Annotated in this window: 17 protein-coding genes; 4 read left to right on the top strand and 13 right to left on the bottom strand. The window is 66.5% G+C overall.

What is annotated here, in order from left to right; translation table 11 throughout:
• Positions 1-74: 74 nt before the first annotated feature.
• Together NA5_RS09645 and NA5_RS09640 are read right to left on the bottom strand one after the other, a co-directional pair.
• A complete protein-coding gene (locus tag NA5_RS09645) occupies positions 75-500 on the bottom strand; it encodes a hypothetical protein (protein WP_062984182.1) in 426 nt (141 codons plus the stop codon).
• A 589-nt stretch (positions 501-1,089) separates the two neighbouring features.
• A complete protein-coding gene (locus NA5_RS09640; RefSeq protein WP_062984180.1) occupies positions 1,090-3,516 on the bottom strand; it encodes an AAA family ATPase in 2,427 nt (808 codons plus the stop codon).
• A gap of 449 nt (positions 3,517-3,965) precedes the next feature.
• Here NA5_RS09640 and NA5_RS09635 point away from each other — a divergent pair, with 449 nt between their 5' ends.
• The 4 genes from NA5_RS09635 (at position 3,966) to NA5_RS09620 (ending at position 11,598) form a co-directional block, all read left to right on the top strand.
• Positions 3,966-6,845 (top strand): SWIM zinc finger family protein, encoded by a 2,880-nt coding sequence (locus NA5_RS09635; protein WP_245672171.1) that lies wholly within the window; start codon positions 3,966-3,968, stop codon positions 6,843-6,845.
• A gap of 14 nt (positions 6,846-6,859) precedes the next feature.
• A complete protein-coding gene (locus tag NA5_RS09630; protein ID WP_062984310.1) occupies positions 6,860-7,942 on the top strand; it encodes an ATP-binding protein in 1,083 nt (360 codons plus the stop codon).
• A 46-nt stretch (positions 7,943-7,988) separates the two neighbouring features.
• A complete protein-coding gene (locus NA5_RS09625) occupies positions 7,989-10,346 on the top strand; it encodes a DUF5682 family protein (RefSeq protein ID WP_063813273.1) in 2,358 nt (785 codons plus the stop codon).
• Positions 10,347-10,437: 91 nt separating this feature from the next.
• The gene (locus tag NA5_RS09620) at positions 10,438-11,598 is read left to right on the top strand and encodes a VWA domain-containing protein (protein ID WP_062984178.1); all 1,161 of its coding nucleotides are present in this window, start codon (positions 10,438-10,440) and stop codon (positions 11,596-11,598) included.
• A gap of 1 nt (position 11,599) precedes the next feature.
• On the opposite strand, the gene NA5_RS09615 is transcribed toward NA5_RS09620, so the two are convergent.
• The 11 genes from NA5_RS09615 to NA5_RS09565 all read right to left on the bottom strand — a co-directional run bounded on the left by NA5_RS09615 (position 11,600) and on the right by NA5_RS09565 (position 21,604).
• Entirely contained in the window at positions 11,600-12,418 is an 819-nt protein-coding gene (locus NA5_RS09615; protein WP_245672170.1) for a phosphatase PAP2 family protein, read from the bottom strand.
• Positions 12,419-12,797: 379 nt separating this feature from the next.
• A complete protein-coding gene (locus NA5_RS09610) occupies positions 12,798-15,329 on the bottom strand; it encodes an ABC transporter permease (RefSeq protein ID WP_174555216.1) in 2,532 nt (843 codons plus the stop codon).
• Positions 15,329-16,105 carry an ABC transporter ATP-binding protein gene (locus NA5_RS09605; RefSeq protein WP_062984171.1) on the bottom strand — a complete coding sequence of 259 codons (777 nt, stop codon included), beginning with the start codon at positions 16,103-16,105 and terminating at the stop codon, positions 15,329-15,331. Before NA5_RS09605 ends, NA5_RS09610 begins: the two co-directional genes overlap by 1 nt.
• Before the next feature lie 81 nt (positions 16,106-16,186).
• Positions 16,187-16,612: an acyl-CoA thioesterase gene (locus NA5_RS09600; protein WP_062984170.1), complete on the bottom strand. Its 426-nt coding sequence runs from the start codon at positions 16,610-16,612 to the stop codon at positions 16,187-16,189.
• Between the two features lie 151 nt (positions 16,613-16,763).
• Positions 16,764-17,162 carry a hypothetical protein gene (locus tag NA5_RS09595; RefSeq protein ID WP_062984168.1) on the bottom strand — a complete coding sequence of 133 codons (399 nt, stop codon included), beginning with the start codon at positions 17,160-17,162 and terminating at the stop codon, positions 16,764-16,766.
• Positions 17,159-17,416, bottom strand: a complete 258-nt coding sequence (locus tag NA5_RS09590) for a type II toxin-antitoxin system HicA family toxin (RefSeq protein ID WP_063813272.1) — start codon at positions 17,414-17,416, stop codon at positions 17,159-17,161. The genes NA5_RS09595 and NA5_RS09590 overlap by 4 nt, the downstream gene beginning before the upstream one ends.
• 64 nt (positions 17,417-17,480) lie before the next feature.
• Positions 17,481-18,059 carry a TetR/AcrR family transcriptional regulator gene (locus NA5_RS09585; RefSeq protein WP_040694975.1) on the bottom strand — a complete coding sequence of 193 codons (579 nt, stop codon included), beginning with the start codon at positions 18,057-18,059 and terminating at the stop codon, positions 17,481-17,483.
• Positions 18,060-18,070: 11 nt separating this feature from the next.
• The gene (locus NA5_RS09580; protein WP_062984164.1) at positions 18,071-19,537 is read right to left on the bottom strand and encodes an FAD-dependent oxidoreductase; all 1,467 of its coding nucleotides are present in this window, start codon (positions 19,535-19,537) and stop codon (positions 18,071-18,073) included.
• A gap of 12 nt (positions 19,538-19,549) precedes the next feature.
• Positions 19,550-19,990: a carboxymuconolactone decarboxylase family protein gene (locus NA5_RS09575; protein WP_062984161.1), complete on the bottom strand. Its 441-nt coding sequence runs from the start codon at positions 19,988-19,990 to the stop codon at positions 19,550-19,552.
• A complete protein-coding gene (locus tag NA5_RS09570) occupies positions 19,983-20,855 on the bottom strand; it encodes an NAD(P)-dependent oxidoreductase (protein ID WP_062984159.1) in 873 nt (290 codons plus the stop codon). Before NA5_RS09570 ends, NA5_RS09575 begins: the two co-directional genes overlap by 8 nt.
• On the bottom strand, positions 20,852-21,604 hold the full coding sequence (locus tag NA5_RS09565; RefSeq protein ID WP_062984157.1) for an SDR family oxidoreductase: 753 nt from the start codon (positions 21,602-21,604) through the stop codon (positions 20,852-20,854). Before NA5_RS09565 ends, NA5_RS09570 begins: the two co-directional genes overlap by 4 nt.
• Between the last annotated feature and the right edge of the window lie 3 nt (positions 21,605-21,607).

Below are 21,607 nucleotides of genomic sequence, written 5' to 3'. Positions count from 1 at the left end.
AGCTGTCGAACGACCCTGTCACCGAACCGATTCGGTCCAATCGCGAGGCTGACGCACTCAGCGCCTGCGGGGTGTCAGCGGGTGGCGGCTGTGGCGAGGGAGGTGGCGATTGCGGCGGTCTGCTCGCGCCAGCGGCGAAGTTCGGTGACGCTCGGGGCGAGTTCATAATCGTGGTGGTGGGCGGCGCGGGACAGGGCTGCCCATACCGTTGCGACCTGCGCGGCGGTGGCGTCGCCCGCGAATACCCGCAGGGCGAGCAGTTGTGCGCGCATCGGGCAGCGCGCCAATTCCGGGGCCACCTGCAACCACAACTCGTCGACGGCCTGCTCCAGCGCGAGCCGCAGGATCCACACCGTCGCCCGCGACCACAGCCCGTCCGCATCGGTCACCGACCCGTCGAGCAGCCGATCCACCGCATCGAACCGCTCGGCAACCGTGGGCCGCGGCGGATGCGGTCTCCCCTCCGCCCCCTGCTTATGCGCGCCACCCCGCTGTCCCACCCCACCCTTGCGCTGCCGAGCCCCCTCACCCCGCCGAGCCGTGCGGCGCTGCCGAGACGTACCGCTCCGCCCACCAGATTCGTCCGCCCCGCCGACCCCCACTTCCCTTCCCGCCCAATGTTTTCCGCCCTGCCCAACTGAATTCCCCCGCGAGCCGCCATCCCGTTTTCGCTCCGCACCACCTTGCCGCCCCTCGGCACCTCGTAGATCCTCGCTGTCCCGCCGATCGTCGACGCCTCGCAGACCCCGACCAGCCTTACGCTCCTCGGCACCTCGCGCGTCCTCACCGACCCGCCGCCCATCAGCGCCCGGCAAAGCCTCGCCGCCTTGCCGCCTCTCGGCGCCGCGCGGACCCTCGCCGTCCTCTTGATCCCCCACACCTCGCGGATCCTGGTTGTCCCGCTGGCCTCCAACACATCGGAGATCAGATCCGCCCCTGGGATTCCCAGGGCGGCTGGGATCATCGGCGGCTCGCAGTTCTGCACCGCTCGGTTGATCACCATCTCGCGCTCGACCGTCGCCCGACGTGCCCGCATCACCAGGTGCCGTGCTCACCGCCGACCCCGGGTTCTCGATGCGCAGTACTCGTTCATCGTCGTAGCCAGCCGACGAACTTCTCGGTGTCCGCGATGAGGTCGCGCATGCTGCGGCCGATGGGGACGTGGGCTCCCGCGGTGGCGTCACGTAAGGCGTCGACGACCCATTTGCCTTCGCGGGCGAGGTGTTTGTTGAGGTCGTCTACTCGGCCGTCGATTCCCATTACCGCGAGCGCGACCATCGCGCGGGTGGTTTGCGCGCCCTCGATATGGCGTTCGACGTCGCGGTGGTCCATGCCGTCGGCGAGCAGGTTGCGTCGGGCTCTGGCCAGGCTGGCCGCTTCCACGGCGGAGCGGCAGCAGGTGGCCACCAGTTCGTCGGCGATCGCCGGGGGAAGTTGGGGGGTGCGGACGAGCGAGCGGGCGTCGTCGAGGTAGCGGCGGATGGGGTCGCTGGATACGCGCACTTCCACCACCGAGCGCTCGCGGCGCTGCACCTCCAACACGCTGGCGTCCAATTGCATGCGCCGCACCGCCTCGGCCAGTCGCTCGTCATGGGTGAAGACGATCACCTGGCGCGTCCACGCCATGACCTCGAGCACCCTGGCCAGTCCGTCCACTTTCGCCGGATCCATGGCCTGCACCGGGTCATCGATCATGACGAAGCGAAAAGGACTGTCCTCCACCGTCGCTCGCGGCAGGAACAGTGAAAGTCCGAGGGCGTGCAGCTCACCCTGACTCATCACGCCGAGCGCGGCACCGTCCACCTCGTCGACGGTGACATCGAGCAGTACCCGACGCGCGGTTCCGGCGTTGCCCTGCAATCGAATCGCACCGAGTTCGACATTGCTCTGCTGACGCAGTGTGCGCCACACCCAGCGCGCCGTGGTCTCCAGCGGCGCCATCCGCTCCCCGCGCAATCCGGCTGTCGCGGATTTGAGCCAATCCTCGGCGCGCTTGAGGGTGCGCAGTTCGCTGCCGTTCGCGACGACCGCGTGCGCCCCCTCCAGCCAGCCGCTGATGCGTGGTACCAGCGGCGACCACACCTCGTCCAGGCGGTTCAGTTCCTTGCGGGTGCCCTGCTGTAGCAGCTCCAGTTCGTCGACCAGGCGTGTGTGTGCGCCGCGCAACCGATCAGGCAGATCAGGCGTGTAATCGGCACCGGTCAGCGCGGCCCAGTCCGTCCAGGCGCGACGTACCGCGGTGGTGTCGACGGTGGGCGGATTGCGCGGATCGAAATCGAGTTCAGGGGGGATGTGTTCCGGCAGCGCGCGGGCGTCGCGGACGGCCTCTCGCAGCTTCGCCCGCGCGGTCGCGAGCGCGTCGACTCGGGAGGTCAGCTCGGCAATCGAGGCGTCCGCACCGCGCAACCATGCCGCGTCCAATTCCCCGCGCCCACAGACCGGGCATGGGCATGCCCCGCTGGCACCGACGTGATCGCGGGCCCGCCGCAGCAAGTCCAATACGCGCAGATCGGCCTCGGCATCCGCGGTCGAATCGCGAGCGAGCACCGCGCGGCACTCTTCGAGGCGCGCGGCGATGGCTTCCACCTCGGCACCCGATGGCAAGACCAGTCGCACGATGGCCCGAAGCCCATCCGGGCCGACCGGATTCTCTGCCGTGCCGAGTATTTCGCGACCGATGGCGGTGAGATCCGGGCGGTCCGGGCGCAGTAGCGCCGCCATCCGCACCGCGCGGTCGTCGGCCACCGCGCCGAGTGCGGACACCAGCTCGATGCGTTCCTGACGCGAATCTCGCGCGGCGCGTTCGAGTTCCAGTCGGCGAGTGCGAATCCGCTCCTGCGCCACGGTCAATTCATCGAGGCCGAGCAGCCGGTGCAGCGCGTCGAACAGATCGCTAGGTTTGCCGTCGACGAGCGCGCCGAGTTCGCTGTAGGACAGGAAGGGGCGATACAACTCCAGCAAACCGGCCCACCGGTTCCCGTCGAAATCTGTTGGGGCGGCGTCGGATCGCTGTTCCGTCCAGTGTGCCTGGCCGAGATCGGCCTGCGAAGACCATTCCTTGGCGATGGTCATCTCGGGATCAGCTCCGGCGGTGAGCAATTCGAGTTCGATGCGTGCCGAGCCGCCATCGTGCAGATTCCGCCAACCCTCGCGCCATGCCGCCGACCGACCGTCCCAGCGACGATTACTACCGGTCAGCACCAGTTCGGCGGCTTCGGCGAAGCTCGACTTACCACTTCCGTTGCGGCCCACCACTAATGTGAGACCGGGACCGGGCGGCAGCTGCAGTGTCGCCTCGGGTCCGATACCGCGGAAGCCGCGCACCCGGATCGCACGCAGGAATATGCCCGAGCCGTCGAATTCGGTTGTCGGATCATCGGACTCGCCGCCACCGAGAGCACGGAGCACGGTATGCGCGACATCGGGAGTAACCGCGGGATCCGCCGCGAGCCGCCGGGATACCACTTCGGTCAGGCGCGGCACCGTCGCAGTATCGGTTCCGGGATCTGTACGCATGCGTAACCCCCTAGACCACGAACCGCGGCACGTCCTCCAACCCCGCACGGGTATCACTGTTGAAAGTTGAGCGAAACGCTACCCGATGCCGTCGAATTCGCCCACAGCGGCGCCGTTTCGCCTGGTCGGAAGGGAAAATGCGAATCTGCCCGCGGGGATGGTATGGCCATCGAACAGGCTGGGCCCCGCTCGATGTCCACCCCTCGCCAACCCCGGCGGGCAGCTCGATGGTGTGTCACCCGATTTGGGTGGCTCGGTCGGAGCCGAACAGAACAGAATGCCAGAATCAGACAGCCAGCACAAGGTGCCGATGGTATCGAAACTGCCGTCCGCGCAGCGTATTCCAGGAAAAATACCCGCTCACCACCTGACTTGTCGGTGGGGTGCGGTAGAAATTCGGCAACCGAGTTGGGGGAAGATATGACTTACAGCCGATCCGGAGCCGCCGGATGAACCAGGCGGGAGCCACCATGACCGCGCCGTGGACCGAGGAACAGGTCAGCGCGCTCGCACCCGATGCGAGCTCGCTATCGGCCGCGCGCAAGCTCGCCGGGCGCTGGCACGGCACCGGGCAGTCGGACACCGCGCTGTGGGGCCTGTGTCAGGGCAGCGGCGCCAAGCCGTATCAGACGATCGTCGATCTGGCGGGCCCGGCATATAAGTGCTCGTGTCCGAGCCGCAAGTTCCCGTGCAAGCATGCGTTGTCGCTCTTGCTCACCTGGTCGGGCGGCGCGGTCGCCGAAGCCCCGATCGCGGACTTCGCGGCGGAATGGATCAACGCACGTGCGCTCCGCGCGGCCGAGCCCGCTACCGACCCACGCGCCCGCACGGCCAATCCGGCGACCGCCGAACAGCGGCGGGTGCGGGTGACGGCGGGTCTGGAGGAACTCGATATCTGGCTCGGTGATCAGGTGCGGACCGGACTGGCCCAGACAGATCGGTCGTTTCGCGCGTTCGAGGCGATCGCGGCCCGGATGGTCGATGCACAGGCACCCGGTGTCGCCGCCGCATTGCGTCAGTTGCCGACCACCGTGGTGACCAGGGCGGACTGGCCCGATGTGGTACTCGCCGAATACGCGAGACTGCATCTGCTGATCGCCGCGCACCGCCGACTGGACGAATTGTCGCCGCAGTTGCGGGCCAGCGTCCGCACCCATATCGGCTATCCGACATCCGCCGAATCCGTGCGCGCCGAACCGGCGGTCCGGGATCAGTGGCAGGTACTCGGCCTCCGAACCAGCGAGGAGGAGCGGCTCTACACGCGCCGAACCTGGTTGTACGGCAGGCGAACTCGACGCTGGGCACTACTGCTCGAGCATTCCTTCGGTGCGCCGAGCTTCTCGGCGGAGGTGCCGCTGCCCGGCATGATGGCCGAAGCGGATCTGCACTACTACCCGGGTGGCGCGCCGCTACGAGCGCTCTGGGGCGAACGGCACGGTGCGGCCGAACCGTTCACCACACTGCCGGTCGCCGATGGGACGATCGCCGCCGCATTGACCGAGCACGCCGAGGCGCTCGCGGGCGATCCCTGGCTGCGATCGCGGCCGCTGCTGCTCACCGATGTGGTGCCGGTATGGACCGAAAATGGCTGGTATATCACCGAATCCGGCGGCACCGCGCTACCTGTCGCGGCCACCGAGCAGCCGTGGCGACTGCTCGGGGTCTCCGGTGGGCATCCGGTGACGCTGGCCGCCGAATGGAGTGTGTCCGGATTGATGCCGATCTCGGTATTCACCTCCGGTGAGGTGGTCGATGTCGGTAGTGCGGAGTTCGGCACGCGCGCGGCGTCGAATGCGCCTGCCGCGCCGGTATCGGCGGAGTTGACCTCGGTGGCGCTGCTCGGCACGGCCCGCAGGGCGGCGGATCCCGCGCGGCTGGAGCCTCCGGTAGCGGCCGCCGCGAGCCGGTTGCGCACCGATCCGGCTCTACTGCTGCTCGAATCCGCCTCGCTGCGTGGCGCTTTCGCCCGCGGCGGCATATCCGTCAGCACGGCGACCAAACCCGAACCCGCCGCGGATGACTCGCGGCGACTCCTGCCCCGCGCCGCGGCATCCCGGCTCGCCCGCCTGTTGCGGGACCGGTCGCCCTTCCTGCCCGAATGGTTCGCGGCCGCAGCGCCATTCGACTATCGCGCCCCGAATGCCTTGTGCGCGCTACTGCTGGAGCAGGCGAAAGCGAATGCCGAACTGCGCGAGCCGCTATTGCGCCTGGCCGGAACCCGCGGACGCTGGCTGGCCGACCAACATCCGGACTGGCGCGATCTGGTCCGACGAGGTCCTTCCGATGCGCCGACGGAGCAGAGCTGGCTGTTCGGCCAACCACCCGAGCGTCGCGAATGGCTCACCGAATTGCGCCACCGAGATGCCAAGGCCGCGCGGGAAGCACTGACCGCGTCTTGGCCGAAGGAATCCGGTCCACTGAAGGCCGAGCTACTGGCCGTCCTCACCGATGGGATCTCGGCCGATGACGAACCCCTGCTCGAGACGGCGCTGGACGATCGGCGATCGGATGTCCGGCGAGTCGCGGCCGGACTGCTGCCACTGCTGCCGAATTCGGCATTCACACAGCGCATGACTCGGCGCGCGAGCGCATGGGTCACAGTCGAACATCTGCCGCTGCATCCGAATCTGGTTGTCCGCATTCCGGAGCAGCTCGACGATGCCGACCGCAGAGATGGCATCAGCGACCGCACCGTGGAGTTCACCTATCGCTGGGACGGCGCACCGGATCTGTGTGCGGGTCGGCTGCGGCAACTCGTCGCGGCGACACCGCTGCCGCACTGGGAGTCCGAACTCGGCGCACCCGATAAGGCCGCCCGGGCCAAGATCAGTGACCGGTTCCGGCAGCCGCTGTTCGACGGCTGGGTGGATGCGGCACTGGCACAACATGATCCCGCTTGGGCGCGGGCACTGTTCGATGCCGGTGTGCCGACCGATCTGGCGATGCTGCGGCGCCGCGAATTGTTCGCACTGCTGCCGCTGCCCGATCGCACCCGGCATCTGCTGCAATTGGACGGCGCCTGGCTCTCCGAGCTCGAGGCGCTGCTGCCCGCGATGGGCCATCCGTGGCCGGAACCCCTTGCCCAACATCTGATTCTGTTGTTGTTCGAACGCGCACGTGCCGCGGCCAAACGCCCGGAAGCGCATGGCACCGGCCCGAGCGCACATCGGTCGCTGCTGTCCGCGGCGGCCGTGCATCTGCCCGTCAGCGCAGCGCGAACGGCCACCGCGGTGGCGCGCCGATGCACCGATCCGAATTGGGAGCGAGCCTTCGATCAGCTCGCCCATGACCTCAACCACCGCTCGATGATGCTCGAGGAGTTGCAGTGACCACCACCGATTCGATGCCGGAGCTGTTGCGTCCACATGCCGAACAGGCCTACGCCGAGGAGTTGCGGGCACTGGCCGCGATCGACGATCGGCCAAGGCCGCCGTCGTGGCAGTTGTCGCCGTGGGCGGTGGTCACCTATCTACTCGGTGGCACCCTCGACGACGGCACGGTGATCAGCCCCAAGTACGTCGGGCCGCGACGGCTCATGGAGGTGGCGGTCGCTACGCTGGCGACCGATCGGGCGCTGCTGTTGCTCGGCGTGCCTGGTACCGCGAAAACCTGGGTGTCGGAACATCTCTCGGCGGCGATCAGCGGCGCGTCGACGCTGCTCGTCCAGGGCACATCGGGTACCGCCGAAGAGGCGATCCGCTATGGCTGGAACTATGCGAGGTTGCTCGCGGAGGGGCCGAGCGAGGGTGCGCTGGTGCCGTCGCCGGTCATGACCGCGATGCGTCGCGGGGCGATCGCCCGGATCGAAGAACTCACCCGCATACCATCCGATGTGCAGGATGCGCTGATCACCGTGCTTTCGGAGAAGACGCTGCCGGTGCCGGAACTCGGGATGGAGGTGCAGGCCGCCAAGGGCTTCAATGTCATTGCCACTGCCAATGATCGTGACCGTGGCGTCAACGATCTGTCCTCCGCGCTGCGTCGCCGATTCAACACCGTTGTGCTGCCGCTGCCCGCCAGTGAAGACGAAGAGGTCGCCATTGTGACCCGGCGCGTCGAACAACTCGGCTCGGCGCTCGAACTTCCGACGGTTCCGGCAGCGGCCGAAGAGGTGCGCCGGGTTGTGCGTGTCTTCCGCGAATTGCGCTCCGGTATGACTGCCGACGGCCGCACCAAACTCAAGACCCCGTCCGGCACGCTCTCCACCGCCGAGGCGATCTCGGTGATCACGAACGGGATCGCACTGTCGGCGCACTTCGGCGATGGCACCTTGCGCGCGTCGGATATCGCGGGCGCGGTCCTCGGCTCGGTCGTCAAAGATCCGGTGGCCGACGCTGTCATATGGACCGAATATTTGGAAGCCGTTGTCCGCGAACGCCCCGAATGGTCGGATTTCTACCGCGCCTGCCGTGAGGTCGCCGGATGAGGGCGCGGCACGGCCTGATCCGACCACACCGCATGTTGGTGACACGGTGAACAAGACGAACGCGGCCGACGACCAGCAGAGCACCGCATCGAGTGCCCCCGTGACCCGCGTGTTCGGCATCCGTCATCACGGTCCCGGTTCGGCCCGATCGCTGCGCACCGCGCTGGAACAATTTCGTCCCGACGCGATCCTGATCGAGGGCCCGGCCGATGCCGACCCGCTGGTCGGATACGTGGCGGCCGAGGGAATGTCGCCGCCGGTCGCCCTGCTGGCCTATGTGCCGGACCAGCCAGCCAAGGCCGCATTCTGGCCGTTCGCGGTGTTCTCCCCGGAATGGCAGGCGCTGCGATATGCGGCCGAACACGCGGTGCCGGTGCGGTTCTGCGATCTGCCCGCGACCACCGTCCTGGCCACCGAAGACGAACCGGGCGACCGCATCGACCCGCTCGCCGAATTGGCCGCCGCCGCAGGCTATGACGATGCCGAACGCTGGTGGGACGCGGTAGTCGAATCCGTCGCCGACGCCGAAGCTTTCGAAGCGATCACCGAGGCGATGGGCGCACTGCGAGAAGCCGCTGAGCGTGGCTTGTTCGCAATCGGACCTGCCACGGAAGACCCTTCGGGTCGGCGGTCGGCCAGCAACACCTTTCCGACCAGCGACACTGTCGGTGAAGCGACGGGGCTCGAAGATGTTCAGCGGGAACGCATCGGAATCGACGCGCACACCTTGCGGCGTGAGGCTTATATGCGGCAGACGATGCGGAAGGTGTTGAAGGAGGGCGCGCGGCGGGTTGCGGTGGTGTGTGGGGCGTGGCATGCACCGGCACTGGTGGGGAAGTTGGGGCCAGCGACGGCCGATACCAAGCTGCTCAGGGGTCTGCCGAAGGTGAAGGCGACGGTGACCTGGGTGCCGTGGACGCATTCGCGGCTGGCGACGACCTCCGGATATGGCGCCGGAATCACCTCGCCGGGCTGGTACCACCACCTGTTCACCGAGACCGAGCAGCCGATCGCGCGCTGGCTGACCAAGGTGGCGGGGGTTTTGCGCGCGCACGATCTGCCGGTGTCCAGTGCGCACATCATCGAATCCGTCCGGCTCGCCGACACACTCGCGGCGCTGCGGGCTCGGCCGCTGGCCGGACTGTCGGAGGTCACCGAGGCGGTGCGGTCGGTGATGTGCGCGGGCGACGAGACGATGCTGCGGCTCGTCGCGGCCGAATTGGTGGTCGGCGAAGCGCTCGGCGCCGTGCCCGAAGGCACGCCGACCGTCCCGCTGGATGCCGATCTGCGTGCCCGGATTCGTACCCTGCGGCTCAAGCAGGAAGCCCTGTCCCGCAATCTCGATCTCGACCTGCGCAAGGAGCGCGAAGTCGAGCGTTCCCGACTGCTGCACCGACTGCGCGTGCTCGGAATCGACTGGGGCACACCGACAACCGGCGAAGTGCGCAGCACCGGCACCTTCCGCGAATCCTGGACCCTGCGGTGGCGACCCGAATTCGCCGTCTCGATCATCGAGGCCTCCCGCTGGGGCACCACCATCCGCACCGCGGCGGAAGCCAAGATCCTGGACACCGCGGGCCGCGAGGGCAGCACCGTCGGCGATCTCACCGACGCACTCGAGGTCGCACTGCTCGCTGACCTCGGCGACGCCACCAACGGCCTGATCACCCGCCTGGAATCGGCGGCGGCACTCGACCACGACGTAACCCACCTGCTCGCCGCCCTCCCCGGCCTGACCCGCACGCTGCGCTACGGCGACGTCCGCGGCACCGACACCAAGGCACTGGCCCACGTCGCGGACGGCTTACTTGTGCGGATCTGCGCGGGCCTGCCCGGCGCGGTGACCGGTCTCGATACCGATGCCGCCGAACAACTGCGCAGCCAAATCGACGCCGCGCACACCGCCATCCACACCCGCGACAACGACTGGGCCACCGGCGAATGGCTGGCCGCTCTGCACCGCCTCGCCGACCGTGACGATGTGCACGGCGCCCTCGTCGGCCGCGCCGTCCGATTGCTCGCCGATGCCGGACGCATCGACGAATCCGATTCCGCGCGCAGGCTTTCGGCCGCACTCTCGATCGGCAATACCGCCGCCGCCAAGGCCGCCTGGATCGACGGCTTCCTCGGTGGTCGCGGGCTACTGCTGGTGCACGACCGAGAGTTGTTGCGGCTCATGGACGATTGGCTGCGCAGTCTCGGCGACGATATGTTCGTCGAAATCCTACCGCTGCTGCGCCGCACCTTCGGTGCCTTCGAATCCGGGGAGCGCCGCGCCATCGGCCAGGCGGTGCGCGACAGTGGCTCCGGCGCATCGCCTACCGGCGAGGACACCACCTTCGATGTCGAACGCGGGCTCATCGCCATGCGCACGGTCGCGGACATTCTGGGCGTGCCGGTATGAGCTCCTTCAGCACCGCGCTCGGGCCCATCGATCAAACCCGAACCACGATCTGGCTGCATAGTGCCGCCACCGAACTCCCCGGAGCGACCGGATGAACGCGATCGATGAAACCCAGTCCAGGCGTTGGCGTCTGGTGCTCGGCACCGCCGCCGAACAATCCCTCGGCGGCTTGGGTTCCGCCGACGACGAGGCGATGGATCGAGCCTTGGGCGCGGTCTACAACACCGACGACCAGACATCAGGCAAGCGCTCCGCTGGACTCGGCGGCTCCGCACCGAAGGTGGCCCGCTGGCTCGGCGATATCCGCAGCTACTTCCCGTCCTCCGTCGTCGAGGTCATGCAGCGCGATGCCGTCGATCGCCTCAATCTGACCCAGCTCCTGCTGGAACCCGAACTTCTCGAAGCGGTGGAACCCGATGTGCATCTGGTCGGCACCCTGCTGAGCCTCAACCGGGTCATGCCCGAAACCACCAAGGCGACAGCGCGAATGGTGGTCGAGAAGGTGGTCCGCGAAATCGAACAGCGCATCGCCGCGCACACCGTCGCCGCGGTCTCCGGTGCTCTGAATCGCGCCGCCCGCGTCACCCGACCTCGGCTGCGCGATATCGACTGGGACCGCACCATCCGCAAGAACCTGGCCAACTACCTCCCCGAACATCGGACGGTGGTGCCCGAACGCCTGGTCGGCTACGGCCGCAAGGCGCAGGCGGTGCACCGCGATGTCGTGCTCGCCATCGATCAATCCGGCTCGATGGCCGCCAGCGTGGTCTACGCCTCGGTCTTCGGCGCGGTGCTTGCCTCGATGCGCTCGCTGAAAACGTCTCTGGTCGTGTTCGATACCGAGGTCGTCGACCTGACCGAACAACTCAGCGACCCGGTCGAGGTGCTTTTCGGCACCCAACTCGGCGGCGGCACGGACATCAACCGCGCCATCGCCTACTCCCAATCGCTCATCACCCGCCCGACGGATACCCTGTTCGTCCTCATCTCCGACCTGTATGAGGGCGGTATCCGTGACGAGATGCTGCGCCGGGTCCATGCCATGCGCGAATCCGGCGTCCAGGTGGTCGTGCTGCTCGCCCTCTCCGACGACGGTGCTCCCGCCTTCGATCACGACAATGCCGCAGCTCTGGCCGCCCTCGGCGTACCGGCCTTCGCCTGCACCCCCGACAAGTTCCCGGACCTGCTCGCCCTGGCACTCGACCGCGGCGATGTCCAAGCTTGGGCCAACCGAAATGCCGGAACCAGCTGAGTCAGCGGGTCGGCACCGGCTGGGGTCCCATAGCGCCCCACGCGGTAGCCGAGGCAGGCACCACCAGCGGATGCAACATCGCCGCCACCCCGAGCAGCACCACCGCGACGATCGCGTCGAGCCAGTAGTGATTGCCGGTCCCGACCACGACGACCGTGGTCAGCACCGGATGCGCCAGCGCCAGCCATCGCCAGGAACTCCGGGTCGCCGCGACCACGGCGAAGGCCAGCAGCAGCGCCCACCCCACATGCAGCGAGGGCATAGCCGCGAACTGGTTCGAGAGCCCGCCGGATTCCGGTGAGCCATAGACGGATTGGCCGTGGACAGCGGCGAGGTCGACGAATCCGTACTCGGGCAGCATGCGCGGCGGCGCGAGGGGTGTCAGCACATGCACCACCAGTGCGGCCCCGGTCAATGCCACCATCAGATTGCGCGTCCAGCGGTAGTGCTCCGGCCGGAAGACCCACAGCCACAGCAGGACCCCGACCGCCACCGTGAAATGCGCTGTGGCGTAATAGAAATTGGCCGGTACCGCGAGAAAATCCCGATGCAGGAAGACCGCTTGCACCGTGGTCTCCTCCGGCAGCCCGAGCTTGTCCTCTAGGCCGAGCATGGCCCTGGCATTGTCGAGCGCGTGCACGGTGTCGTCGGCGGTGAACATCCGCCCGACCCGATAGGCCAGATAGAGCACGGTGATCAAGGCGAGCTGCCGAACCGCCTCGCCGCCGCGGCCGTGCACCGCCGCCCTCATCTTCTCGGCGATGCCGCCGAACGCGGGCGAAAAATCCACGTTCGGACCACCGAGACCCACTGCCACCATTGCCAGCGGCCTCCTTACCCATCCAACCCCACACGGTAAACGGAGTATCAACCTCCGTTTAACGTAGCATCACTCGTTAGCCAGACTCAGCACACTGTGACCGGAGAGACACATCACCGGGATCGGCGATCTCGACTCGCTGGAGAATCCCGCAAGCTGTTGCCGTACGGCAACGAGGACGAACGGCTGAGTTCCGGCGACCGCGCTCCGCCGGGCCCAGCCTCCCCGCCACCCGCTACCGCCGCGGCGCCACCCCGCGTAGGTGGCGCCCCTCGCTCCACGCCGGACCGGTCATCGAGCGCTTTGGCCACGGACGAATTCGGCCCCGCCGCGCGCCGCCGACGACGGACGGGGCCGTGCCGCTATTCCCCAGGTAGACTTACAGATCCGCGATGGCCGCCAGTGGTGGCGTGCGGGCGGCCCGGATACCAGGCCACAGCGCGGCCAGCACACCGACAACGGCCGAGCTGATCAGCACCAGCACCAGTTGGTTCCACGGGATGGCGATCTCATCGATGCCCAGGTCACGCAGGGTCCGTAGGAAGCCGACACCGAGACCGAGACCGAGCAGCATCCCGACGATCGCACCGAATACCGCTATCAGCATGGATTCCAGATAGATGGTCCGGCGTACCTGCGCTCGTTGCATGCCGACTGCGCGCAACATGCCGATCTCGCGACGACGCTCCACCACCGACAGCGCCAGAGTATTGACGATGCCGAGAATGGCGATCACCACCGCCAGCGCGAGCAGTCCGTACAGGATGGCGAGCAACGTATTGATCTGCTTGCCCTGCGCGCCCTTGAACTCCTCCCGGTCCTGCACTTGGACCACGACGAATTGCTCGGTCGCATTCTCCAGATCGGTGCGCATCTGGTTCAGATCGGCACCGGGCTTCGCCTTGACGAACATGAACAGGTTGGTCCGGAAGTTGACCGGCATCACCTCGTCGTACATGACCGGCGACACCACCAGTGGGCCGAGCAGCGGTGTCTTCTTGTAGATGCCGACCACCTCGACCGGAATCTTCTTGAACCCCAGGCTCGTCACGCTGACCTGATCGCCGACCTTCCAGCCGCGCTTATCGGCCTCGTCCTCCGACACCATGACATCGTGATCACCCAGCGTGCTGGTGCCCTTGATCATGTCGTAGTTGATGACACTGCCGGGCGAGCCGTCGAATTCGGTGCCGCCCACCTGCTCATCGCCGATCTTGAACGCGACACCGCGCAAGCCGACCACATCCGCCACCCCGGGCACCGATTTGCGCACCGCATCGCTCGCGCCGAGCGGCACACCGATCATCTGTGGTCCGGCCAGCACATAGTCGGCCTTCACCCCCTTGTCGACGAGCACGCTCACGCTGGCCTTCGCCGATGCGCCGAGCATGCCGATCGCGGTCACCAACATCAAACCGAGGGTGAGCGCGAAAGCCGTTGCGGCAGTGCGCCGTGGGTTGCGCGCGGCATTATTGCGCGACATCCGGCCGATCGACCCGAACGGCCGCAGCAGCACCCCGAGCCCGCCCACCACCGGCCGGGACAATGCGGGTGCGGCGAGCAGTACCGCGAAAATCAGGCCGAGCGCGCCGATCCCGACCGTCAATGCGGCATGGCCGCCGGTCTTCTGCGCGCCGAGCACCACCAGAACCACGCCCGCGACGGCCAGCGCAATCCCGATTCCGGTCCGCAGTCGCAGCGAGTCCACGGTCGAGGCGAATTCCTCGCGCATGGCCTCCACCGGTGGAATCTTGGCGGCGCGGCGGGCGGGCGCATAGGCGCTGACGACCGTTACCAGCAGGCCGACGAGCAGGCCGACGATCACCGTGCGCGGCAGCACCGTCAGCGATCCGGTCGGCAGGCCGAGATCGAATGCGTTGAGCAGCGCCGAAAGCCCGTAGGCCAGACCGATGCCGCCCGCCAAACCGATTGCGCTGCCGATCAATCCGATTACCAGGGCCTCCGCCACCACGGATCGGCCCACCTGTTGTCGACTCGCGCCGACCGCGCGCAATAGCGCCAACTCACGCAGCCGCTGGGCCACGATCATCGAGAAGGTGTTGTAGATGATGAAGGTGCCGACGATCAGTGCGATCGCACCGAAGGCGAGTAGGAAGTAATTGATGAAGTTGAGCGCGTTGGAGACTTCCTTCTTCAGATCGGCGCGCACCTGATCGCCGTTCTGCACCTTGTAATCCACCAGCACGTTCGCGATCCTGTCGCGCAGGTCGTCGCCGGGCGTACCGGCGGCGGCCGCGATATCGACATAGGCGACATGCGAGCCGTCGGTGAACAGCTGGCGCGCCTGCGCGTCGTCGAACAGCACGCCGATGAATCCGCCGGTGTCCGAGGGGACTTGATAGATTCCGGTGAGGGTGACGTCGATCGGGTTGCCGTGTGAGGGAATCAGCACCTTGGTCTTGTCACCGACATGCAGACCCGCGCGTTCGGCGCCACCGGTATTGAGCGCGATTTCACCTGGGTGTGCGGGCGGGGCGCCCTGCACGAACTTATCTGGTTCGGCGACCGCCTTGTCCGGCGGAATATAGGACTGACCGAAAGTCGGTGCGCCACCGGTCTGTACGGCCTTCTTGCCATCCGGATACAGCAGCACCAGCGGTCCGTTGACGCTCGGTGCGACCGCCCGCACGCCGTCCATCTTCGAGATCTGATCGACCACGCTGAGCGGAATGCCCTGTGCCTGTTGCTTTTGCGGACTCACCCGCACATCGACGCCCTTGGCCTGATTGGCGAAGATGCCGTCGAAGGTGCGCTGCAGCGTATCGGTGAAGACGAACGAGCCTGCGATGAAGGCGGTTCCGAGTACCACCGATAGTAGGGTCAGTGCCAATCGCACCTTGTGCGCGGCGAGATTGCGCAAGACCACCTTGCGCATCGGTCTGCCACTCATTACACCTGCTCCAGCGACTTCATCTTGTCGAGTACCGATTCGGCGGTCGGATCACGCAACTCGTCGACAATGCGACCGTCGGCGAGGAACACCACCCGGTCGGCATATCCGGCCGCATGCGGCTCGTGGGTGACGATGACGACCGTCTGCCCGAATTCGTCCACCGCCGCGCGCAGGATGGAGAGGACCTCCTCCGAGGCGCGCGAGTCGAGATTGCCGGTCGGCTCGTCACCGAAGATGATCTCCGGCTTACCGGCCAGCGCACGCGCACATGCCACGCGCTGCTGCTGTCCACCGGACAGTTCGCTCGGCCGGTGCGTGAGTCGATCGGTGAGTCCGAGCCGCTTGATGACCGTATCCAGCCAGTCCTGGTCGGGTTTGCGGCCCGCGATATCCAGCGGCAGGGTGATGTTCTCCTGCGCGGTCAGTGTCGGCACCAGGTTGAACGCCTGGAAGACGAACCCGATGCGATCGCGCCGCAGCCGGGTCATCTGCTTATCGGAGAGCCCGGCGAGATCGGTATCGCCGATCCGCACGGTTCCGGTGCTGGCACTGTCCAGCCCGGCCAGACAGTGCATCAGGGTCGATTTGCCCGATCCGGAGGGCCCCATGATCGCGGTGAACTCCCCCTTCACGAACTCTGCCGATATCCCATCCAGTGCCCTGACCTGTGTGTCTCCGTGTCCATAGACCTTCACCAGGTCGATGGCGCGGGCCGCCACGGTTGTGGCGGCGGCCGATTTCTCGAGGTCGGCACCTAGGGCGTGCGAAGTCATGCAATCCAGTCTGTCCGGTATCGCCTGCCCGCGCCATCAGGGACCTCCCCCAACTCCCGAGGTCTCAATGAACCCTTAGAACTACGCCGACCGGCCCAGACCGAAGACCGTCGGATCCTCCGCGAGGTCGCGGAAGTAGCGCGCCCCGTCCGGCACCAAGCGCCGTTCGGTGAGATCGAGCAGACCACCCACGCCGACGATCTCCGCGGAGACCGTGCCATCGGCCTTGCGGATCTCCTGGATGGTCTGGTGAGTCTTGCCGTCCCAGGCGAAATCGCAAGTGACAGTGACCTCGTCGCCCACGAACAGTTCCTGTTTGAATTCGATGGTCACCCGCAGCGAGATCGGCCCGACCCCGGCCTCCAGCAGCTTCTCCTGGGATAAGCCACCCTCCCGCAGGCAGGCCCACCGCGCCCGTTCCGCATATTGCAGATAGACGGCCTGGTTCATATGCCCATTGCCATCGATATCCTCGGGCGACACGGTGATCGAGAGCGCGAATCCCATGGGCGCACGGTAGCGCCGGGGTACGACAAATATCCGCTGCTACCGCACCGGCCTCATGCCTTGATGACATCGTGGAAGGCCTGGTGGGTCTTGCCATCCCAGGCGAAATCGCAAGTGATGGTGACCTGCCGCCCGTGAGCTCCGGCCTTGATCATTTGGCCAGTTGCCCTACTCGCTGGCGTGCCACACCGAGCAGCGTCGCAACGTCGACGTCGGGAACGTCTTCGCGCCGAAGCTCCTTCACAAGAGCACGCTGTTCATCGTTGAGTTGGTTCGACAAGCGGTCGAGCTCGGCGCGAAGCTCGGCTATGCGTTCGGTTCGCATTTGCAAGTCGTGTGCGTCGCCGAAGTCGTCGACAATCAAACGTGTTTCGACCCGAGAAAGCGGAACATCGAGCTTCGCAGCGATAATCGTGCGCGCCTCATAGCCGACGTCGGTCAAGTGTCGCGCTTGTCCACACGGATCGTGCCCGTACACATCAGGGATAGTGATTTCCCACCACCGCCCGACCCGGCTCGCGTGAATGTCGTAGGTGACGGCCTTACTCACTGTTCCTCCTTCGGGCAGTCGCAGGAGTCAACGGCTTTGTTGATGGTGCGGACCACCCCCGGCGAGATGGTGCGGTGGCCATCCGGAACGCTGACATCGTGCTTGCTGGTTGGACACCCATAAATGGTGTGACTACCGGCACCATCGCGCAGCCGGGACCAACCGGTCTCTTTGAGTGCCTTGAGGACTTTCCTGGTCGGCTGCTCTGCGATCACAATTGATGCTAGCACGCTAGCCAAAATTTTGGCAAACATGCTAGCCGAGAATCTGCGGTCGCCACGATGACTGAGCCCGAATTCAGCCGTGACCGACGAGCCACTACTTCAGGATCAGCAACGCCGATTTCTCGATGCGGTCGGCGATTTCGGAGTAGGAGGCATAGCCCATACCCGCGCGAACCAGCGCGCCCGCGTAGACGAGTTCCAGGGATTCGACGACGTCCTGGTCGGCGTCGGGACCGAGGGCGCGCACCAGTCGTTTGCGGATCTCCATCCCGATCCGCGCGCGCAGGTGCGCCACATCGGGATCGCGACCGAGCAACGCGCTGGTCACCGCGCCGGAGAGTTCCTGTTCGTCGGCGACCAGCATGGCGATATTGCGCAGTTCGGCGACGACCCGGACCGTGGGGTCCGGATCATCGCTGACCGGGGCCGAACTGGCGAACAGGCGACGCCAGAAGATCTCGGCGACGAGATGTTCCTTGGAGGAGAAGTAGGTATAGGCCGTGGCGGTGCCGACACCGGCCGCCGCGGCGACCATGCGGATGGTCATCCCCGCGAAGCCTTCGCGCGCAAGCACTTCCACCGCGGCTTTGGTCAGCTTGTCGACGGTGTCGGCCTGCTTCTCGGTGAGGCGACGCCGGGTCGCCTCCAGGATGATGGACTCGCCTTCGGACATGTGTCTAGATCCTACTTTGCGGCGGCGCGACCGGCGCGTCGGCCATAGAAGCTGCCGTCACCGAGTGACGCACCGCTGACATAGCCACCGGCACAGAGCCCGGAGGTGCAGCGGCCCGCGGCGAACAGGCCGGGAATCGGTTCACCGGAAACGTGCAGCACCCGCGAATCCAAATCCGTGCGCAACCCACCAAGGGTGAAACCCGCGGTGAATCCCCGCATATCGAAGGCCGCGAGCGGAGTACCGATCGGCTTGACCCACTCCGGCTTCTTCCCGAGCAATGGATCCTTGCCATCGGCGGCGTGCCTGTTGTAGCAGTCGACGGTGCCTTGCAGCGCGAGTTCCGGCAGCCCCATATCGGACTCCAGCTCCGCCACCGTCTCGGCGGCCCAGGTCGGCGGCTGCCGGAAGAACGGCGTGGAGGTCACCGTGGCCAGTGCCGCCTCGAGCGACTCCTCATCGATGACCAGAAATGCCTGATTGTCCTGCTGGATCAGCGTCGCCTGCCCGATCCGCCCCGGATAGGTGTCCTCCGGGATATAGCGCTGGCCACGCCCGTTGACCAGGATGCCGCGCGCCAACAGCTGCGGATCGCCGAAGAACGCCACCTCGGTGGCATCCATATGCGCCAGCTCCGCCCCCAGCGCCTGCGCGACCAGGATGCCGATGCCGTCGTGCTCCTCGATGGCGGCGGCGGGCCGCCCGATCAGCCGCGGCGCATAGCCCTCGACCATCTGCTGGTGATAGGCGAAACTGCCGGTGGCGAGCACGACTCCGCGGTCGGCGCGGATCGCGACCTCCTTGCCGAAGCGCGTCGCGATGACACCGACCACCCGATCGGCCTCGTCGATCACCAGTCGCCGGATCCTGATGTCGTATTCGACACCGACGCCGAGACTTTCGGCGGTATCGGCGAGCGGCTTCATCAGCATGTAGCCGCCGCTCTTGGCGCCGATCTTCTTCTCCGCCATCTGCGGAACATGGCCGCGCGGAGCGGGTTTCGCGATCGCGTTGAACGGCGCGGCATTCTCGCCGCCGGAGTACATCAGCCCTTCGTCGTGCGGCGGCTCCCAGCCGGGCTCACCCCAGAACTGCCCCTTGAACGGCACACCGCAGGAAACCAGCCAGTTGTAGTGCTCGACGCTGTTCTGGCAGTAGTCCGCGATCTTGGCCCTGTCCTGTCCCGGCCCCAGCGCGGCCTGCAAGAAGGTCTCCATATTCTCCGGCGTGTCCTCGAAGCCGAGCGCCTGCTGCAAGGGCGTGCCGCCACCGAGGTAGATGAATCCGCCCGCCATGGCCGCCGCACCACCCCACCCACCGGTGCGTTCCAGGATCAGCACGTCCGCGCCAGCACGTGCGGCCTCGATGGCGGCGCAGACACCGGCGATGCCGTATCCGGCGACGACGACATCGGCCTGGTAGTCCCACTCGGCGACCGCGTCGGCACGCAGCGGCCGAATCTTTGCGGCATCAGACATGTTTCGTGTTCCTCACTTGCTCGCGTCCTCGGACAACACAGACGATTCGGACTCGCCCACCTGTTCGGACTGCTTGCGCGCCGCCTTTTTCTGTTGGGCGACAATAGTTCCCACCAGCAGGTCGAGTTTGGTGCCGTTCGGCCAGCCGACGTAATAGCAGAGGAACAGCGCGATCTCGTGCAGCTGCGCCTCGGTCAGCTCCTCATTGCGCAGGGCCGCGCCGATCTGGATACCGGCCGTATCCATCGCCCCCTGGGCGGCGAGCGCGCCGAGCAGGAGCAGTCGGCGGTCCCGGATGCTGAGTCCGGGGCGCGACCAGATTTCGGCGAAGAGATGATCGGCCGTCACGGCGAAATGGTCGCTGGGATAGTTCTGGAATTCGGTGCCGTAGACCTCGGCCATCTTGGCCAGCCCGCGCTGACGCAGGGCATCAGCAGATCCGTTCTCACTCATGGGATTCCCTTTCCTTCGGCACACCGAGCCCCGGCCCGAGGCGGTCGAGAGCCAGTTCCGCCAGCGGCAATTCGACGCCGAGTCGCGCGCCGAGATCCAGGGCCAAGCTCAAATCCTTTTCGCCGAGATCGCGCACATGGCTCAGGATCGGCAGCCAGAAATCATTCGGTTCGATAGGCGCCGTGCGGTCGCGCAGCATGATCGCGCCGGGACCGCCGGTCACCGCGTCCGAGTGCCGGACGACATTGCCCAGCACGGTGATATCCAGATCCGCGGCCTCGGCGAGCCGCTGCGCCTCGGTGGCCGCGGTGAATGCGATGAAGTGCAAGAGGTTGCGCGCCAACTTCATTCGGGTGCCCGCGCCGACCGGTCCGGCATGCACGACCAGATCGGCGAAGCAGCCGAAAGGTTCGCGCACCCGCTCGAATGCCGTATCGCTGCCGCCGACCATCACCGCGAGCTTGCCGCGCGTGGCCCCGGCCGCACCACCGCTGATCGGCGCGTCCACCAATTCGACGCCGTGCTCGGCGCATTCGGCCGCCAACTCTTCGGCGGTGCGATCGCTGATGGTGGAGTGCACGGCGATGACGGTGCCAGGGGCGGCCGTCCGCAATACCCCGTCCGGCCCGGTGACCACGGCCCGCACCTGCGCGTCGTCCAGTACGGTCACCGAAATGACGGCCGCCTTCTCGGCGATCTCCGCGGCCGAACCGGCCGATGCCGCACCGGCTTCGGTGAGCGGTGCGACGGCATCTGGTCGCATATCGCAGACGGTGAGTCCGCCGGGCCAGGACAGCAGGCTTTTGGCCATCGGCGCGCCCATATTGCCCAAACCGATAAAGCCGACCGGCAATTCGCTACTCATGATCGGAACACTTGTCCGCCGTCGACATTGAAGATCTGCCCGGTGACCCAGCTCGCCTCGTCCGAGAGCAGATACAGGCAGGCGCCGACCAGATCATCCGGAGTTCCCATTCGCTTGAGCGGCAACCGTTTCACCATATCGTCGACGATGACGCTCGGTGTCACGGTTTTGGTGGCTTCGGTATCGATGGGACCGGGCGCGATGGCATTGATGCGGATATTGGAACCGCCGAGTTCGAAGGCGAGCTGCTGGGTCAGGCCGTTGATGCCGACCTTGGCCAGGCCGTAGAAGCTGGAGTAGGTCCATGCGGCGGTGGAGGATTGGTTGACGATCGATCCGCCGCCCGCCTTGACCATGTGCTGCCATACCGCGCGGGTCATATTCAGCGCGCCGTCCATATTCACGCTCATGAACTTCTTGTAGTAGTCCCATGGCACGCTGAGCAGCAGGTTGAGTTTCATATCGCCATAGATGGCGGCATTGTTGACCAGATGGTCGATCGCACCGAACTCGCGGACGGTCAATTCGGCCAGTGCGGTGGCCGATTCCGGATCGGCCACATCGACCTCGCCGAAGATGGCGCTGCCGCCGTCGGCGGTGATCGCGGCCGCGACGGCTTTACCTCGTTCGGTATTCAAGTCGGCGACAACGACATTGGCACCTTCGTTTGCCAGCGCCTTGGCGTAGGCCGCGCCGATGCCTTGGGCGGCGCCGGTGACGATGGCGGTCTTTCCCGGGAATCGAGTCATGAA

Source organism: Nocardia anaemiae NBRC 100462, assembly GCF_001612725.1.
In the GTDB taxonomy this organism is placed as follows: Bacteria; Actinomycetota; Actinomycetes; order Mycobacteriales; family Mycobacteriaceae; genus Nocardia; species Nocardia anaemiae.
The sequence above is the reverse complement of the archived record's forward strand: the minus strand, read 5'-3'. Positions and strand labels throughout refer to the sequence as shown.

Coding starts and splice junctions, on each gene's coding strand:
- NA5_RS09585 (WP_040694975.1), bottom strand. CDS start 18,059: ATGTCCGAAGGCGAGTCCATCATCCTGGAGGCGACCCGGCGTCGCCTC.
- NA5_RS09640 (WP_062984180.1), bottom strand. CDS start 3,516: ATGCGTACAGATCCCGGAACCGATACTGCGACGGTGCCGCGCCTGACC.
- NA5_RS09580 (WP_062984164.1), bottom strand. CDS start 19,537: ATGTCTGATGCCGCAAAGATTCGGCCGCTGCGTGCCGACGCGGTCGCC.
- NA5_RS09600 (WP_062984170.1), bottom strand. CDS start 16,612: ATGGGATTCGCGCTCTCGATCACCGTGTCGCCCGAGGATATCGATGGC.
- NA5_RS09565 (WP_062984157.1), bottom strand. CDS start 21,604: ATGACTCGATTCCCGGGAAAGACCGCCATCGTCACCGGCGCCGCCCAA.
- NA5_RS09610 (WP_174555216.1), bottom strand. CDS start 15,329: ATGAGTGGCAGACCGATGCGCAAGGTGGTCTTGCGCAATCTCGCCGCG.
- NA5_RS09590 (WP_063813272.1), bottom strand. CDS start 17,416: ATGTTTGCCAAAATTTTGGCTAGCGTGCTAGCATCAATTGTGATCGCA.
- NA5_RS09575 (WP_062984161.1), bottom strand. CDS start 19,990: ATGAGTGAGAACGGATCTGCTGATGCCCTGCGTCAGCGCGGGCTGGCC.
- NA5_RS09615 (WP_245672170.1), bottom strand. CDS start 12,418: ATGGTGGCAGTGGGTCTCGGTGGTCCGAACGTGGATTTTTCGCCCGCG.
- NA5_RS09630 (WP_062984310.1), top strand. CDS start 6,860: ATGCCGGAGCTGTTGCGTCCACATGCCGAACAGGCCTACGCCGAGGAG.
- NA5_RS09620 (WP_062984178.1), top strand. CDS start 10,438: ATGAACGCGATCGATGAAACCCAGTCCAGGCGTTGGCGTCTGGTGCTC.
- NA5_RS09570 (WP_062984159.1), bottom strand. CDS start 20,855: ATGAGTAGCGAATTGCCGGTCGGCTTTATCGGTTTGGGCAATATGGGC.
- NA5_RS09635 (WP_245672171.1), top strand. CDS start 3,966: ATGAACCAGGCGGGAGCCACCATGACCGCGCCGTGGACCGAGGAACAG.
- NA5_RS09605 (WP_062984171.1), bottom strand. CDS start 16,105: ATGACTTCGCACGCCCTAGGTGCCGACCTCGAGAAATCGGCCGCCGCC.